This window comes from Natrialba hulunbeirensis JCM 10989 (assembly GCF_000337575.1).
Taxonomy (GTDB): Archaea; Halobacteriota; Halobacteria; order Halobacteriales; family Natrialbaceae; genus Natrialba; species Natrialba hulunbeirensis.
The window spans coordinates 169077-185670 of sequence record NZ_AOIM01000037.1 but is presented as its reverse complement, the minus strand read 5'-3'; the positions used below and the strand labels follow the sequence as shown (position 1 = coordinate 185670).

The 16594-nt window shown below is 62.1% G+C and carries 15 protein-coding genes and 2 pseudogenes; 10 read left to right on the top strand and 7 right to left on the bottom strand.

Going from position 1 to position 16594, the window contains the following annotated elements:
• Positions 1 to 480, bottom strand: coding sequence for a DUF7109 family protein (locus C483_RS14315; RefSeq protein WP_006654079.1), 480 nt, complete (start codon positions 478 to 480; stop codon positions 1 to 3).
• A gap of 110 nt (positions 481 to 590) precedes the next feature.
• Positions 591 to 1850, bottom strand: a complete 1260-nt coding sequence (locus C483_RS14310) for a hypothetical protein (protein WP_006654078.1) — start codon at positions 1848 to 1850, stop codon at positions 591 to 593.
• A gap of 172 nt (positions 1851 to 2022) precedes the next feature.
• On the opposite strand from C483_RS14310, the gene C483_RS20510 reads away from it, so the two are divergent.
• Positions 2023 to 2193, top strand: coding sequence for an HVO_0758 family zinc finger protein (locus C483_RS20510; protein WP_006654077.1), 171 nt, complete (start codon positions 2023 to 2025; stop codon positions 2191 to 2193).
• Between the two features lie 218 nt (positions 2194 to 2411).
• On the opposite strand, the gene C483_RS14305 is transcribed toward C483_RS20510, so the two are convergent.
• Positions 2412 to 3611: a DHH family phosphoesterase gene (locus C483_RS14305; protein ID WP_006654076.1), complete on the bottom strand. Its 1200-nt coding sequence runs from the start codon at positions 3609 to 3611 to the stop codon at positions 2412 to 2414.
• Positions 3612 to 3979: 368 nt separating this feature from the next.
• On the opposite strand from C483_RS14305, the pseudogene C483_RS21360 reads away from it, so the two are divergent.
• The 3 genes and pseudogenes from C483_RS21360 to C483_RS14295 all read left to right on the top strand — a co-directional run.
• A pseudogene (locus C483_RS21360) lies at positions 3980 to 4055 on the top strand (transposase); the annotation flags it as partial.
• 14 nt (positions 4056 to 4069) lie between these two features.
• Positions 4070 to 5425: pseudogene (locus tag C483_RS21180) on the top strand (RNA-guided endonuclease InsQ/TnpB family protein); the annotation flags it as partial.
• A gap of 332 nt (positions 5426 to 5757) precedes the next feature.
• Positions 5758 to 5985: a hypothetical protein gene (locus C483_RS14295; protein WP_006654074.1), complete on the top strand. Its 228-nt coding sequence runs from the start codon at positions 5758 to 5760 to the stop codon at positions 5983 to 5985.
• Between the two features lie 3 nt (positions 5986 to 5988).
• On the opposite strand, the gene C483_RS14290 is transcribed toward C483_RS14295, so the two are convergent.
• Complete coding sequence (locus tag C483_RS14290; RefSeq protein WP_049912750.1) at positions 5989 to 6891, bottom strand: NAD-dependent epimerase/dehydratase family protein; 903 nt, start codon at positions 6889 to 6891, stop codon at positions 5989 to 5991.
• Positions 6892 to 7016: 125 nt separating this feature from the next.
• Complete coding sequence (locus C483_RS14285) at positions 7017 to 7442, bottom strand: DUF5791 family protein (RefSeq protein WP_006654072.1); 426 nt, start codon at positions 7440 to 7442, stop codon at positions 7017 to 7019.
• 250 nt (positions 7443 to 7692) lie between these two features.
• Here C483_RS14285 and C483_RS14280 point away from each other — a divergent pair, with 250 nt between their 5' ends.
• The 5 genes from C483_RS14280 to C483_RS14255 all read left to right on the top strand — a co-directional run bounded on the left by C483_RS14280 (position 7693) and on the right by C483_RS14255 (position 14192).
• Entirely contained in the window at positions 7693 to 8775 is a 1083-nt protein-coding gene (locus C483_RS14280) for a tubulin/FtsZ family protein (protein WP_006654071.1), read from the top strand.
• A 511-nt stretch (positions 8776 to 9286) separates the two neighbouring features.
• A complete protein-coding gene (locus tag C483_RS14270) occupies positions 9287 to 10168 on the top strand; it encodes a coiled-coil protein (RefSeq protein WP_006169269.1) in 882 nt (293 codons plus the stop codon).
• Between the two features lie 359 nt (positions 10169 to 10527).
• Positions 10528 to 11532, top strand: a complete 1005-nt coding sequence (gene sppA, locus C483_RS14265; RefSeq protein WP_006654069.1) for a signal peptide peptidase SppA — start codon at positions 10528 to 10530, stop codon at positions 11530 to 11532.
• Between the two features lie 121 nt (positions 11533 to 11653).
• Complete coding sequence (locus C483_RS14260; RefSeq protein WP_006654068.1) at positions 11654 to 13288, top strand: DUF373 family protein; 1635 nt, start codon at positions 11654 to 11656, stop codon at positions 13286 to 13288.
• Positions 13289 to 13454: 166 nt separating this feature from the next.
• A complete protein-coding gene (locus C483_RS14255; RefSeq protein WP_006654067.1) occupies positions 13455 to 14192 on the top strand; it encodes a diphthine--ammonia ligase in 738 nt (245 codons plus the stop codon).
• An 18-nt stretch (positions 14193 to 14210) separates the two neighbouring features.
• Here the strand turns inward: C483_RS14255 and C483_RS14250 are convergent, their stop codons facing one another.
• Both C483_RS14250 and C483_RS21100 read right to left on the bottom strand, forming a co-directional pair.
• Complete coding sequence (locus C483_RS14250) at positions 14211 to 14879, bottom strand: cyclase family protein (protein WP_006654066.1); 669 nt, start codon at positions 14877 to 14879, stop codon at positions 14211 to 14213.
• 211 nt (positions 14880 to 15090) lie between these two features.
• The gene (locus tag C483_RS21100) at positions 15091 to 15225 is read right to left on the bottom strand and encodes a hypothetical protein (protein ID WP_006654065.1); all 135 of its coding nucleotides are present in this window, start codon (positions 15223 to 15225) and stop codon (positions 15091 to 15093) included.
• Between the two features lie 881 nt (positions 15226 to 16106).
• Between C483_RS21100 and C483_RS14240 the strand changes: the two genes are divergently transcribed.
• A complete protein-coding gene (locus C483_RS14240) occupies positions 16107 to 16574 on the top strand; it encodes a DUF892 family protein (RefSeq protein WP_083860437.1) in 468 nt (155 codons plus the stop codon).
• Positions 16575 to 16594 lie beyond the last annotated feature (20 nt).

Below are 16594 nucleotides of genomic sequence, written 5' to 3'. Positions count from 1 at the left end.
TCACTCGAGTGCCTCCGAGAGTGCGTCGCGTTCGGCTGCCAGGTCGAGCGGGGCCCAGGCTTCGAGATCGTAGCTGATGTCGAGAAGCGTCTGGAGTCGGCCCGCGTCGCCGTCCGTGAGCGCGCGATCGACCGCCGTCGCGAACCGGTCGTGTGCGGTCTCGCCGAGTGCGTCGCGGTCGAGCCGGCGGGACTCGACGTCGAGAATGTGTGGCACGTCCTCGGCGTGGTCCGGGACCGTCGGGAACGCCGTCGGACCGGCGACGAGCAACGGTGCGTCGGCCTCGCTCGCGTCGCTGTCGTAGCGGACGAGCGCAAACGACGCGAGCGCCTCCTCAATCGCCGTCTCGAGTGCGTCCTCGTCGACGGACTGTCCGTCCGCGCGGTAGGCGGCCTCCGAGAGGGCGCGCTCGAGTTCCGCGCGCGTCAGCCCGCCGAAGAGGTCGACGACACCGGCCAGTTCGTCGGCGGTCGCGTTCATACGCGGTGTAACGGGTGGTCCGCAGATAAATATTGATAGCCGGCGTCCTGACCCCTGGCCCTGATTGGCTGTGGACCGCACGGGATCGTCACACGCGAGGCTGAGCCGTCTCAGTCATCCGCGCTCGGCTCCGGACAGGCACCATCAGCCAGCCACGGTTGGGTGGTCTCGAGTACTGCCGCTGGCGTGAGCGGTGCATCCGTCCACCGAGGCAGTCGCCGGTCCGGCCTCGGCTCGGAGAGCGCACCGGCGTAGCGCTCCAACTGCGCCCGCTCGCTCGCCGGGTCGTACTCGAGTCCGTTGAACGCCGCGTCCGCGCGGTACTGCTCGACCAGTTCGTCGCCCGCCGCGAGGTAGCGCTCGGGAAGCGTCTCGTAGTGGGGGTCGATGCCGCCGGACTCGAGTACCGCCAGGAGCGTAGCGCCGACTTCGCGGCTCATCCCTTCGAGGCCGGTGTCGCCGGCGACGGCGCGGTGGTCGTGGACGTGGTGGCCGAGGTCGACCTGCGCGCTGCCGGCGAAGCCGGCGTGCTCGAAGGCGTCGCCGAGGACGCCGACCTCGAGGCCCCACGACTGCGGGGCGCGGATGCGTCGGGCGAGGGCGGCGGTCATGGCGAATTCGCCGGCCAGCGCGTACCGGAAGGCGGTGAGGTACGAGAGGATGGCCGTGTCAGTTTCGTGGTTGCGACCAGTTGCGACACCGGGGTCGGCTTCGAGCGCGCGCAACAGCGGCCGGTAGAACAGCCGAAACAGCCGGCCGTAGAGCTGCTCATCCTCGAGACGCGCGTAGTATCCTTTTACGAATTCGAAGTTCTGGTCCGCCATCGAGAGCGGTGCCAGGAGCCGGCGAACGTGGTCGGCCTCGTAGCTTCGCGCGTCCGCATCGTGGACGACGACGTAGTCGGCTGCCTCGGCAGCAGGGCCGAGCGCGAGCCAGACGTCGCGTCCCTTCCCCGTCTCCGGGCCATGGGGGAGTCCGGCATCCGCCAGTCGCTCTTCGACGGCGGGCGCGTTACACCAGAGAAGGCGGATCGGCAACGAGAAGCCGCCGAGCCACTCGCGAAACGCATCGATTCGGTCCGGAGCGGTGCGAACGGGAACGAAGACGGCGGCGGGCGCAGGCGAGAGGGACTCGAGTTCGGCGAGCACGCGCTCGGCGGCGGGACTTTCGTGTTCGCGGCCGGCCATCGGGACGATGACGGCGGTCTCGCGGAGGTGTGCGTCGAGGTCGAGCGCGGGGGTGGCGGTGTCGGGCGCGGCAGCGACGGGGTGTTGGCGCTCGTCCTCGTCCTCGGTCTCGGTCTCAGTGTGGTGTCCGCGGAGGGCGCGGAAGTCGTGAAGCGTCGCGATCCGCTCCTGGACGTACTCCATCGGTAGAGTGTTTGAGCGAATCGGTAAAACGGCCACGACTCACCGGCTGTCGTGGTATCCCATGACGTGTTCTTGTACCGACAGTTATCGGGCCCGATACCCCACTGAGGGGGCCATTATGTCAACGGCGAAGCCCCGGTCTTTTTCTTCTAGACCTTCCAAAGCAGTGAACATGAAATCTGTCCGAAAGGCACTTCGAGAGGGCGAACTCGACAAAGACACCTACGACCGCCTCGTTTGCAATGATTGTGAGAAGCCGCTGAAGACCGAGAACGACCCGAACCAGATCAAGACGGTTCGGATCTGTCCCGACTGCGCTGCCGAGTGGAAAGAGATCCGGTAGGACCGGGTTGGGTCGTACCTAGCGCCCCACTCTTCACTGACCGAAGTCCCGCTCTATCTCCCTTTATTTCGCCCGCCGACGGCCACCGCATCCTCCGCCGGGCCCGCAGCGAGCGACCGCGCGAGCTATTGCCGGACGACCGTTTTGTACTGGTTGCAAGCGTTCACCTGCGCTGTTCTGTTCGGAAGTTCGTGAGTTTGTAAATGATAACAGGCGGATTACCGTTCGCCGGAGAGCGCTGCAAACAGCCGTTCTTCGAACTCGGCTTTGTCGACGCCGTCGGAGGGGCCGAGCCCCCGCATGTGATCGACCGAGATCTGGCCGCCGCCCATCCGCGCGTGGCCGCCAGCGTTCGCCATCGGGATGTCGTTTACCGCGTGGCGCAGTGTTTCGCCCATGTGGACACGGTCGTCGCGCGACCGGCCCGAAAGGTGAATCGTGCCGTCGTTTTCGCCATAGACGACGACGGCGGTGACGCCCTCTAAGTGCATCAGTTCGTCCGCAGCCTGCGGGATCGCGTCGGTGTTCGAAATCGCCCCAACGTCACAGATCGCGAACGGCCCCTCGATTCGCTTCTCGGTGATCGCCGTCGCCTTGATCTGCAACACGTCGTCGCTGACCTGCGGATTCGCGATTCGCTCCAGAAGGTCCTCGTCGATCTCCGAGAAGAGGTACGCACAGGCGTCGAACTCGGCCCGCGAGCAGCCGTTGGTCAGGTGGTCTGTATCGGACTGGATGCCGTAGAGCAGTCCGGTTGTCAGTTCGGCCGTGAGCGTGAGTCCGTCCTCCTCGTCCGCCTCGGTGACGGCTCCGAGTTCCTCGAGATACTCGACGATGATCGTCGACGCCGCGCCGTACTCCGTGCGCACGTCGGTAAACTTCGTCCCCGTACCGTTGCCGGGATGGTGGTCAACGACGGCGACGGGTTCGACCGTCTGTGCACCCGTAAAGCCCCGTGCCGTGTTGTGGTCGACGAGGACGACGGCGTCGCTCGCGAGCTCCGAACCCGCGGCGATTTGATCGACGTCGAGTCCCAGCACGGTCCGGAAGGCGCGGTTTTCCTGATGGCGGATCTCGCCGGGATACTGCAGTGTTGTCTCTGTCCCTACATCGTCCGCAATAGCAGCGACCCCCATCGCACACGCCATCGCGTCCGGGTCGGGATTCGGATGCATCAACACCGTCACGTCGTCGTAGTCGGCAAGCACGCGCTGGAGTCGTACACCGGGCGGGCGGCGAAACCAGCGAACGATCCACCAGCCACCGAGGCCGAGGCCGGCGATGGTGAGAATCAGGAGGGAGAGCACCAGCGGATCGAGCGCCTCGAGCGAATCGACAGCGCTTTCGATAGCTGCGACCGGCCGCTCTGTTGCCGCCTCGACGACCCCCATCTCCGTCGAGGCGCGCTGAACGTCCATACCGGACACTCAAATTCAACAACCAAGAAATTTCCCCTGATCGTGAGGGTTCGTCGATCGTCGTCACAACGAGGTGTCGCGCGTGGGTCGCGTCAATGGGACACTGAACGCAGTATGGGCTGGATTGACCGCGTGGCGAACTCAGCAATTTCGAGGCGGAGCCCCCGGCCTCAAGGAGCGAGGGCTTCCGACTGGTCGGAAGCACGAAGCGAGTAGGCCGGGGAGGACAGCGAGGGAGCAAGCTCCCTCGGGCCGTGCGAACGGGCCTGCGGCCCGTGAGCAGAAGCCGACACTCCACGACATAACCCACGAGACCATAGCCGACTGACTCCCGAACTATTACGTATCGTCGAAACAACATCTGAAACATGGAGGTCAGACGCACCGCGCCGGTCAAACTCGTTGTTCCCGACGAGTACCACGACGACCTCCACGAAACCGCCGNCAACATCTGAAACATGGAGGTCAGACGCACCGCGCCGGTCAAACTCGTTGTTCCCGACGAGTACCACGACGACCTCCACGAAACCGCCGGGCAATTCCTGTACTGCGCGAACGAAGCCAGTGACTACTGCTGGGACAACACCGACTACGAAGACTGCGTAACGTCCAACAGCAAAGCCAGAGATGCGCTGTACGACCGTCTCCGCGAGGAAACAGACCTCACGGCAAACCTCGTCCAAGAAGCCATNCAACAGCAAAGCCAGAGATGCGCTGTACGACCGTCTCCGCGAGGAAACAGACCTCACGGCAAACCTCGTCCAAGAAGCCATCCGGCGTGTCGTCCACGCCGTCGATAGCGGCGTTGATCGCTAGAAGAAGGGCAAACGGACGAACAAACCAGAATTCACCTCGTGGAGTATGGTCTACGACAAGCGCAGTGCCACCTTCTACCGGAACAAAANGAAGAAGGGCAAACGGACGAACAAACCAGAATTCACCTCGTGGAGTATGGTCTACGACAAGCGCAGTGCCACCTTCTACCGGAACAAAATCTCGCTTTCAACGGTTAACGGACGAGTCGAGTGTGACTTTGAGTTACCAGCAGATAGTCCAACACCATACGAGGAATACGTTCTCTCGGAAGACTACGAGTTTCGCACGAGTACAGTCCAGTACGACCAAGCCACCGACGAGTTCTACTTCCACGTCACAACACGGAAAGTAGACGAAGATGGAGAGGCTGTTGAAATCGAGGGGTCGGACGATACCGAGCACCAGACAGTCCTCGGTATCGACCTCGGCGTGAATAGCCTCGCTGTCGCCAGTACGGGCACGTTCTGGAACGGTGACGAATACGACCACTGGATACAGGAGTTCGAGAAGCGCCGCGCAGAGATGCAACAGCGTGGCACACAAGCCGCACACAACGCCTTGCTTCGACTCGGGAAACGAGAACGAGCATGGCGCAAACAGTACATCCACACGGTCGCCAACGAGATCGTTGCCGAAGCGGTTGTCCACGACTGCGACGTGATCGTGTTCGAGGACTTGACTGACATTCGAGAGCGACTGTCATACGCAGACTGGCATCATGTGTGGGCATTCCGCCGTCTTGTCGAGTACGTCGAGTACAAAGCACCAGAACGANTGTCGCGGTTGAACAGGTCAAACCCGACCACACGAGCCAGCGGTGTTCACACACCGACTGTGGCTTTACCCACGAAGATAACCGCCACGGCGAGCAGTTTGAGTGTCTGAGGTGTGGGTATAAAATCAACGCAGACTACAACGGCGCGAAAAACGTCGGACTACGATACATGCGAAAGCGACAACACAGACTGCGTTCCTCGCCCACGTCGGGGAGCGCAGACGNCTACAACGGCGCGAAAAACGTCGGACTACGATACATGCGAAAGCGACAACACAGACTGCGTTCCTCGCCCACGTCGGGGAGCGCAGACGTCTTGGAAAGCGGAGCTTTCCAATGGTCAGGAAATCTTTGATTTCCTTCGACACCAGTAGACGTGCGTATAAATGGTGGGATGGTGAACGGCGACGGCTATCGGCCAACTGCCGAGAGTTGATCGCTGGGAGTCCACATCAAAGCCCCACCCTCAACGAGCGAACCGCGTATGCGGTGAGCGAAGTAGGGTGGGGTCGTTTACGCTTGGCAGTTATCCGCGTCCGAATCGAACCGCCCATGATGGACATTCCCACAGATCGGCTCCTCATCATGCTCGTCGTTGCGACCGGCTTCGCCATCGTCACCGGCGGCTGGGCGGCCGCGCTGGTGCAAGCCGAAATGAGCGGGATCGAAGAGATCGCGCTCCGAGTCGGCATTGGCGTGCTGTTCTTCGTCGTTCTGCTCGGGTTCTGGTACGTGTTCACCCAGGTCGACAGGGATCACGATCCCGAACGCGAGTCGACGTGATCGCTACGATTCGCTGTCACAGACCGACTCGATTGCCGCCCGGTATCCCTCGCGGAACGTCGGATATCGCAACTCGTATCCCAGCTCCCGCAACCGATCGTTCGCACAGCGCTTGCTCGTCAGAATCCGGCGCTGTGCTGGCTCCGAGAGGTCGTCGTCCGCGAGTCGCTCCGCTTTCGTCTGCTTCGGTGGGTGCTCGCGTCCACACTCGTCCGCCAGCCAGTCCGCGAAGGCCCACTTCTCGGCCGGTTCGTCGTCGACAACTTGCACGACCTCCTCGCGACCGAGATCCTCCTCGAGAAGGAACCGAACTGCTCCCGCGGCGTCGTCCCGGTGGACCATGTTCAGATACCCCTCTGTCACCGGCCCCTCGAGATAGCGCTGTAGTCGGTACCGGTCCGGCCCGTAGAGACCGGCGTAGCGCGCGACCGTGCCGTCGATCCCGAACTCGGCGGGGTACTCGAGTGCAATCCGTTCAGCCTCGGCGAGCACCTCGGTCTTGGGCGTCGTGGGTTCGATCGACGTCTCCGAGGTGACCCAGTCGCCGTCGTGGTCGCCGTGGACGCCGGTAGAGGAGGTGTAGATGAGTCGATCGGGCTGTGATGGTGAGTCGCGCTCGCCAACGGCTTCGATGGCGGTTCGAAGGCCGTCGACGTAGATTTCTCGTGCGGCGTCGGCTCCGCGGCCACCGCTGCTGGCGGCGAAGACGATGGCGTCGACATCGGGGACGGTCTGGAGGGCGTCGGCATCGGTGATGTCTGCCTGAACGGCGTCGAAACCGGCGGCTTCGATTGCGGCGATGCCGTCGTCCGAGCGGCGGACGCCGATCGGGTGGTGTCCGTTGGCGCTGAGCTGGCGGCCGAGCTCGAGGCCGACGTAGCCACAGCCGAGGAGTGCAACTCGCAGAGTCATAGTTGCAGGTCGCGTGCGTGGGGCAATAACGACACCGGAGCCTGTGCCTGTGCCTGAACCAGCGTTACGAACACAGCACCGGGTCGGCGTGCGAACCGACAGCGAGCGTACGCAGCCGCTTATGGGGAGCTACCGACGATCGTGTGCTGCAGGTGGACGTACTCCCCGAAACTCATCGGGGCACGGCGTTCGATCTTCTGCTGGATCTCCTTTGCGTCCATGTCGACCGGCAGCTCGCTCTCGACGGCGTCCACGTCGAGTACTGCCGTCGTCATCCCGAGCAACAGGTGTTCACACGCGATTTCGACGATCGTATCGGCATCCGGTTCGCCGTCTGCCTGGGACTGAATCTGGGCCGCCTCCTCGAGTGTGAGGTCTGCGATAGTGTCGGCCTCAAGGGACTCGAGTGTCTCAGCATCTAGATCGGTTTCGTTGGCGACGGTGTCCGCGCCGTACTGGTCGACGACGCCGGCGAGGTCGGCAGCATACTCCGCTCGCAGGTCTGCAGGTGAGTCGGGGACGGCCATCCGCTGTTCGTAGAACATATCGGGAGTGACAGCGGGTGGCCACAAGTGGGTTATCATCCGTAGCGACACCGGTGAGAACTGAGTGAGCGCTGGATGAGCGTTGGGTGAGTGCTGGATGAATACTGTATGAATGCTGGATAACTGCTTGGTGATCAATACGCAAGCGGCACGTGATGGAGGCGCACCAGATGGTCAATCGAGTATTGAACAGAGAGTGACTGGTACGCACACCGGAACGTTCAACACCTTGCACTCACACGATAGCGGTATGAAAGTAGCCCTGATCGGAGTCGGTCAGGCCGGTGGGAAGGTCACGGAACGACTCGCTCGATTCGATGCGGACATGGGCTTTGGTGCAGTCCGTGGCGCGCTGGCAGTCAACTCCGCGAAACCCGACCTTCGGTCCCTCGATGTTGTCGACACACAGCTAATCGGTGCAGATCGCGTCAACGGCCACGGGGTCGGTGGCGACAACGAACTCGGCACCGAGGTCATGCAATCGGACATTCAGCAGGTGTTGGGTGCCCTGGATGGCCGTGTGACCTCGAGTGCTGAAGCGATCTTCGTCGTCGCCGGTCTCGGCGGCGGCACCGGCAGCGGCGGCGCACCGGTACTTGTCCATCACCTCCAGCAAGTGTACGACGTCCCCGTCTACGCCCTCGGCGTCCTGCCGGGACGTAACGAAGGCGCGCTCTATCAGGCCAACGCCGGCCGCTCGCTGAAGACACTCGCCCGCGAGGCCGATTCGACCCTCCTTATCGACAACGACGCCTGGCACGAACAGGGCGAGAGTGTCGAAGGCGCGTTCAAAACGATCAACCAGAAGATCGCCCGCCGCGTCGGCCTCCTGTTCGCCTCCGGCGAGGCCGTCGAGGGCGTCGGCGAGAGCGTGGTGGACTCGAGTGAAGTCATCAACACGCTGCGAAGCGGCGGCATCGCGACCCTCGGTTACGCAAGCGAGGTCGCGAGCGACGACAGCGCCGAGAACGTCCGGACGGCGATGAGTGTCTCCCGGCAGGCACTCCTGACCGGGACGAGTCTGCCGGATGCGACGACGGCCGATTCCGCACTGCTCGTCATCGCCGGCGATCCCGAGAAAATCCCGCGCAAAGGTGTCGAGAAGTCTCGCCGCTGGCTCGAAGACGAAACCGGCAGCATGCAGGTCCGGGGTGGCGACTTCCCACTCGAGAGCGACCGACTCGGTGCCCTCGTCCTCCTCGGCGGCGCAGAGCGTTCACAGCGCATCGAGGAGTTCATGGACCGCGCACGCGAGGCACAGCGCGAACAGGACAGCGAGGAGACCGATCATATCGAGCAGTTCACCGACGACCGACTCGAGAACCTCTTCTGAGACGGACTGCTGTTCGTCATTCTGGAGCAACCGCGCCCGCCCTGTGGTTGCTCCGGGAAATCGTCCCAGCAGACCGAACGAATCGACCCCCAGCCGACAGAATCGGTCTGCACTGTCCATATTTATACGCCGGTCGACCAGCCAGTGCGAGCGAGCGGGTGGAACACGGCCCCTGGTAACGGTTTTCACGGGGTTGTAGACCGGTACATTTAAATTACAGGCTCCAGTAGTTACCGGTACCAGAACGCCACCGGGGCGCGTATCGCTCGACGATCGATGACAGGAAATCTTATTCACCGAGATTTCGCAGATCGTGAGCAGTCGCTGTACACTGCGACAACCGCGACCACGGCCGTACTTCCGACTCCTGACGCAGAGACAGAGACAGATGAAGACGGAGACGCAGGAACGGTCGCACGCGGCGGTCGCAACACATGCGAATACGCAAACGAACGCGAACGAATTGCGCTCGCGGACCGGTGCGGGTATGGCACAGAGGTTTGAATAACACATGGTAGACGAATCGAAAAACATCGAACTGACAGACGACGACCTCGAAAACAACTCCAAAGGACAGCTCATCAAGATGGCCGGCCAGCTTCGAGACCGGCGAAACGAGCTGAACCAGATGGCTTCCGATCGCGCCTCCAAGCGCGACGACCTGAACGCAAAGACGCGTGAGAAGGTCGACGAAGCCCAGGAACACCGCGAACAGCGCGACGAGCTCAACGAGCAGGTCCAGGAACACAAGGACAAGCGTAACGAGCTCAACGCCGACGCCAACGAGCTCTTCGACAAGGTCGACAAGCTCAAGTCGGACATGGAACTCGACGAGGGTAAGGACCTCGAGGAGCTCGAAGAGGAAATCGAGCAACTCGAGTTCAAGCAGCAGACCGAGGTCCTCTCGAGCGAAGAAGAGCAGGAGCTCATCGAGAAAATCGAGTCCAAGCGCGAGGAGTACGAAGAGCGCAAGGGAAAACTCGAGCAAAACGAGGATCTCGAAGGGCTCGTCGAGGAAGCTGAGGAGGTTCGCTCCGAGGCATCCCAGCACCACCAGAAGGTGACGGAGCTCGCGGACAAGGCCCAGGAACATCACAACCAGATGATCGAGGCCTACCGCGAAGCCGACGACATCCGTGACGAAGCCGACGAGATGCACGAGAAGTTCGTCGAGGCTCAGGAGGCGGCCGACCAGCACCACGAGGACTTCGTCCGCGTGCAGAAGCGCCTGCGCGAACTCGACAAGGAAGAAGAGCAAGAGCGCAAGTCCGAGCGCGACAAGAAGAAAGAGGAGGCCAAAGAAGAGGCCGAGGAGATTTATCAGAAGTTCAAGGAGGGCGAAACCCTCGACACCGAGGACCTGATGAAGCTCCAGAAGACGGGACTGCTCTAAGCACGTCGTCTGGGCTCGATTCGTCCCACGCTCGACGGTACTGTTGAGCGTGTTTCTCTCGCTGGTGACGGCTATAGACCAGTTGGACGAACGAAGTGATGGCGGAGAACAGCGAGCAAGCAGTTGTGACAGTGATTTGTTGTCTGGGAATCTCCTACCAATCTGTCAGCAACAGCGATCACAGACTGGAGGGCGTGGCATTCTGCCCGCTCGTATCAGGTATCTGCGTCCTCGTGAACGGACGACCTGCACGCAGTTAGTGAGCCAACGTCCGCTACTGGGTACCTGAACGGCAGACGCGACGACAACGGTTAACAGGACAGCACTCAGAGATACCGACATGAACAGAGGTATCTGCGATGGTTGAGACGCGAACGATCAGCCAACTCGCTGTCGTTGCGCTCGGGATTGTGGCAGTAGCTATCGTGAGTTTCGGCGTGTTCGTCCTGTACCCCGACTCACTGACGGACCTGTTCGGCCTCGTCATCGCACTCGCCGTGATCGTGCTCGGAATCAGGGTGATCAGCGGTATCGCGAGTTCGATGTTCGCGAGCTACAACGTCGCCGAGGTCGCCGTTGAGGGGCCGATCACCCGTGACGGCGGTGGCGGCGGCCCGCTGCCCTCGCGGCCACAGTCGACGCCGGCCGACGACGTCGTCGACCAGATCGACCGCGCCGACGAGGACGAGAACGTCGATGCACTCCTGATGAAGCTGAACACGCCGGGCGGCGAGGTCGTCCCGAGCGACGATATCCGACTCGCCGCCGAGCGCTTCGACGGGCCGACGGTCGCCTACACCACCGACGTCTGTGCAAGCGGCGGCTACTGGATCGCAAGCGGCTGTGACGCGCTCTGGGCCCGCGACGGCTCTATCGTCGGCTCCATCGGCGTCATCGGCTCGCGCGTCAACGCCAGTGACCTCGCCGAGAAGGTCGGCCTCTCCTACGAGCGCTTTGCCGCCGGCGAGTTCAAGGACGCCGGCACGCCACTGAAGGAACTCGAGGAGGACGAACGTGCGTACCTCCAGGGACTGATCGACGACTACTACGAGACGTTCGTCGATCGGGTCAGCGACGGCCGTGACATGGACCCAGAGTTCGTTCGCGACACCGAAGCCCGGATCTACCTCGGCGAGCAGGCTCACGAACTGGGGCTGGTCGACGAACTCGGCACGCGACGGGATCTCGAGGACGAGCTGACGGACCAACTCGAGACGGACGAGGTTGTGGTCGAGGAGTTCGAACCAGAGCGGCCGTTGATGGCGCGTCTCGGGACGGGTGCCCAGCAGGTGGCCTATTCGTTCGGCGCTGGCATTGCTGGTATCGGAGCGGACCGGGAGTTCCGACTGCGATTACGTAACTGAGCGAAAGTCGTCTGGACCGTTTCGTTCGTTCCGTTCGGGTTGCCGCGTCGGCGGCGACTCGTCCTGCCGTTGGGCGCTTCGAGTAAGTGGTTTTATCGTGATACGGAATGCAACAGCAACCGTGACAACGCTGGTCGTCTGTCTGGATCGGACCGACGATGTCGGTCGGAAGACGGGGCTCCGATCGCCGATCGTCGGGTGGGAGGCCGTCCGGGCGCTGGTCACCGATATCGGACTCGCGGACCCGGAGGACTCGGGAGTGAATACGCTCCTTGAGACGCTGCGTGTTGCACAGAGCCTCCGCGACGAGGACGAAGAGACGGTCGTCGCGGTCGTCTCGGGTGACCGTGAGTCGATGGTCTCAGCGGACCGGGCCGTTGCCCGTCAGCTTGACGAACTCATCGCCGACTATAGCCCAGACTCCGCGGTCGTCGTTATCGACAGCGCAGAGGATGAGCGACTGGTTCCGATCGTCGAAAGCCGCGTACAGGTCGACTCGGTCGATCGGGTCGTCGTCCGCCAGGCGCGAGATATCGAGTCGACGTACTACCTGCTGAAGCAGTTCCTCGCGGACGAGGAGCTTCGACAGACGATTCTTATCCCCGTCGGACTCACACTGCTTGTCTTCCCGATGCTTGCGACCGTAACGAGTCCGGCGGAGGGAGCAGCAGCGATTACGACTGTCATTGGTCTCTTCTTGCTGTACAAGGGATTCAACATCGACGAGATTATGACTGGCTTCGGCCACCAGGTCCGCGAATCGCTGTACTCCGGACAGGTGTCGGTCGTCACCTACGTCGTCGCAGCCGGCTTGACCCTCGTCGGCTTCTTCTTCGGCGCACTCGGCGTCTCAAATCTCGACGATCCTGCGGGTGTCGGGATCCCAGTCGTGCAGTTTGCCTTCGACAGCGTCCCCTGGTTAGCCATGGCAGCGCTCACCGCCAGCGCCGGTCGACTACTCGACGAAGTGATCGGCGAGGACCCAATACGGAGCTCCTATCTGAACCTGCCGTTCATCGTGGTCGCGGTCAGCCTCGCCGTCCGCGGATTCACGGCGTACTTCCTCGAACAACAGCAACTGATCGATCCGCTAGCAGTCCCGCCGGCAGCGATCGGGCCGCTGACTGTCGAGGGGTTCTCACTGACAGCGGGCGAGCGACTCGCTATCTTCGTTGTGAGCGCGATTCTGATTAGCCTTCTCGGGGCGTGGATCGCGAGTGCGATGAGCAGTTCTGATGACCCCACCAATCCGGAGGGGACGACGGGAGACGCTCCCAGTGCTGCCGGCACCGCCGACACCAGTTCCTCCTCCGAGCTCACGGATGGCGGTCCAGGGTCGTCCGGGCCATTGTCGACGCCGACGCCTGCAAACGTCGAGGTCGTTACGTCGGACGACGATGCACAAGCAGACCACGATCACCAACACGAGACAGCGGCTGTGAACGAACAGGGACAGGATCAGGATCACGAGTACGAACACGAACACGAACGCGAACGCGAACGCGCTCAGAACACACACCAGAACACTGACCGCAAACACACTCGTGAGCAGAATCGTGACGACGTTACCGGAGCCGACGGCAACGCCGGCACCGATACTGATAGTGATTCCGCCGACGCCAGCGACGACACCAGCAACGAGACAGGGGCCAACACCGACAGCGACACGGACACTGGCACTAACACCGACAGCGACACCCCCGATAACGACACTGACCGCAACGACCCCGACAGCGACACCCACAACACCGCCTGACCACTCGGCAACTGCTGCCTACTCGAGTACGACGAGTTTGAGAGGTGAGAGGTGAGTGCCAAGAGGTGAGAGGTGAGAGATGGGCAGTCAAAACACGAGACGTGAAATCCGAGACTCGCGACTCGAGACTCGGTACCCATTTACTCTCCCACCACAACCGTCCTCCATGAGCGATGCAGACGGCACGGGTGCATGGGTGAGCCTCTTCTCGGGTGGCAAGGACTCGGCGTGGGCGCTGTATCAGGCCCTCGAAACCGGTCTCAACGTCCAGCGACTCGTCACCGTCCACCCGTCTGACGACTCCTACATGTACCACGTTCCAGCAACCGACCTCGCCACGCTCGCAGCCGAGAGCACCGGCATCGAACTCGTCAACGTCGATCCCGACGACTTTGAGGCCGATAGCGCGACGGACGCCGGCGAACAGGGCGATGCCGAACTCGAACCACTCGAGGCCGCCCTTCGAGAACTCGATGCCGACCTTGACGGCGGCATCGCTGGGGTCACCGCCGGTGCCGTCGAAAGTGAGTTCCAGACGAACCGAATCGAAGCGATGTGTGACCGCCTCGGCTGTGATCTCTTCGCGCCACTCTGGCAGGAAGACCCGCGAACGTTGGCGGACGACATGCTCGACGCTGGCTTCGAAATCAAAATCATCCAGACGGCTGCCTACGGACTCGACGAGTCCTGGCTCGGTCGCACGCTCGACCACGACGCGCTGGCTGAACTCGAGTCGCTCAACGAGGAGTACGGCGTGCACATCCTCGGCGAGGGCGGCGAGTTCGAGACCCTGGTGGTCGACGGCCCGCACATGGATCAGCGAATTGGACTCGAGTACGAGACGGAGTGGGACAGTGCGGGAACGCGTGGGACGATTCACGTGACCGATGCGACACTCGAGTAGCGGCTCGCTCAGTCCGCGTTAGTTGTCGTGTGGTCTAATTTCTGCAACGGCACGGATCGGTGCACCGTCGGCCTCGGCGAGCGCGAGCGGGAAGGCAGAGAGTGTGATGGGCTGATCGGTCGGAAGCTGCTCGAGATTGGTCAGGTTCTCGATGATGAGCAGGCCATCTCCAAGGAGCGTATGGTGGGCCTGAAAGCCAGCAGGTTCTGACTCCGCTGCGTTCTCGGTTGGTGTTGGATCTGGATTGAGTGTATCGAGCCCAACGTTCCACCCGGCCTCCCGGCAGTGTTCGGCGGCTTCCGGTGTCAGATAGGGATGGTCGAAGTAGCGGTCGGTTTCCCAGTACTCGTCCCAGTCGGTTCGACAGAGCAAGAGGTCGCAGTTCGTCTCGCTGTCGCTTCCGGGCAGGTCAGCCGCCGTAATCGGCTCCCGAGGATCTAGGCCGGTGCAGTCGACGACCCGAGCATCGAAGACGAATCGGTCGATCGGCATCGAGTCGAGGACAGCGCCGTCGGCTTCGGTGTGACTCGGTGCGTCGATGTGGGTTCCGGTGTGGCTGCCACAGTGGAGGTCCGTGACGCGGTACCCGTCCGCGTCGACGGTCGCTGCCGTGGTCTGAGTTACTGACGGGTCGCCGGGGAACACCGGCATTCCACTCTCGATCGGGTGGGTGAGATCGACGTACATTGACTATCTGCGCCATATCGTCGTGATCGTATGTAGCTGTGGGATGGGTCTGTGGGCTGAATACTGGTTCTACAGACAGGACGTTCCGAAGACAGCGTCGATGAGCGGACAGCAGTCTCAGCCCGATTTGTGGCCGTACACGAACGTTTCACTGCTGATCTGGGTCGGCTTCTTCGTGCTCTTGCTGGCACTACTCGTCATCGCCGGTTGATTAGTCCTCAGCTGCCTGGGACTCGAGTTCCTCCCAGCCCTCCTCGACCCAGTCGGGTTCCTCGAGTTCGAAGTCGTCATCGCGGGTGAACTCGCCGACGTGCTCCCAGGTTTGTTCTTCGTTGTCGACCGGCATCGTGTGGGTAATGTCGTAGGTTTGAATCAGACCGGACGAGTCGACCAGAAGGTCGAACTCGACGTGCTGGTCACTGTGTTGGGTGATGTTGCCCGCGCCTTCGATTCGGTACCGTTCAGCACCACTGTCAGACTCGCCGACACTGACCGTGTGCTCGACTTCACTGAGTTCGTACNGATGTTGCCCGCGCCTTCGATTCGGTACCGTTCAGCACCACTGTCAGACTCGCCGACACTGACCGTGTGCTCGACTTCACTGAGTTCGTACAACGACACTGGAAGGCTCGTTGACTCCAGTCCCATGTTCTGGCCGTAGAATTCAGTCGTACCCGCAGCATCGGTGACGCGGGTAATACTCATCCGGTCCCCATCTTCCCGCCACGTTTCGCGTGTCATCACCGCATCCGGCTCGGGGTCCGCGAGCGAATCCGGGTCGACCCGCAGCACGTACCGAGCCGCATCCTCAGTAACCGTCTGTGTCGTGTTCGTCGTGCGAATGACTTCGCCCGACTCGTTGTGTCTCACTTGCTGTTCCGTCCGTTCGAACTCGCCGTACTCGAGTGCGTCGTAGTGAGCGTTCGCGAAGGCGGTCGTGTCGTTGATTCCGTCCTCGGTGAGTCCCGGCACGAGTTCGTCGTTCTCCGCAGTGAGCGGGTCCCGGTCACCGTTCGGTGATGAGTCGAACGCACTACAGCCGGCACTCATCACGAGCAGGGCAATCAACAGGAGGGCAGCAAGCTGTCGCATGTGATCGTTTTGGATAGTCGACACTACCACATAAATAGATTCAGATAGTTGATTGATTGGGTACTGTAACGGTCTGGTACCCGGTCGTCACACGACGGCCGAACCGCTTTGGGGCTCGGTAGTGCCCTCACGGACATGATCGGAACCGAACGAGACCTGTTCGTCCAGCGACTGCGCGAGTTCTACCACCTCGAGCGCGAACTCGAGGACCTGCAGACCGAACTGGCCGAGGCCGCGACCGACGAGGAACTCGAGTCGTTCTATATGGCCCACAGCGAGACCACGACCGAGCAGCTCGGCCGGATCGAGCCGTTGTTCGACGCGGTCGAGGCCGAACCGGGCGTCGTCGAGAGTGACGTGCTCGATACCCTCACGAGCGAGCGCGAGGACCTGATCGCGGACGTACAGGATCCGGCGCTCGGCGACCTCGTCGAGGCCGAACTCGGCCGGACGATCGAGCGCCTCGAGATCACGAAACTCGAGACGCTGCTGGCGCTTGCGGATCGGATGGCTCTCCCCAACGAGATTGTCGAGCCACTCGAGCAGACGAAGACTGAGGCGACGAACGGACTGGAGCGCATAACAGAGTTGACGGAAATCTGAGCGGCGGAGAGCGGTCGAGA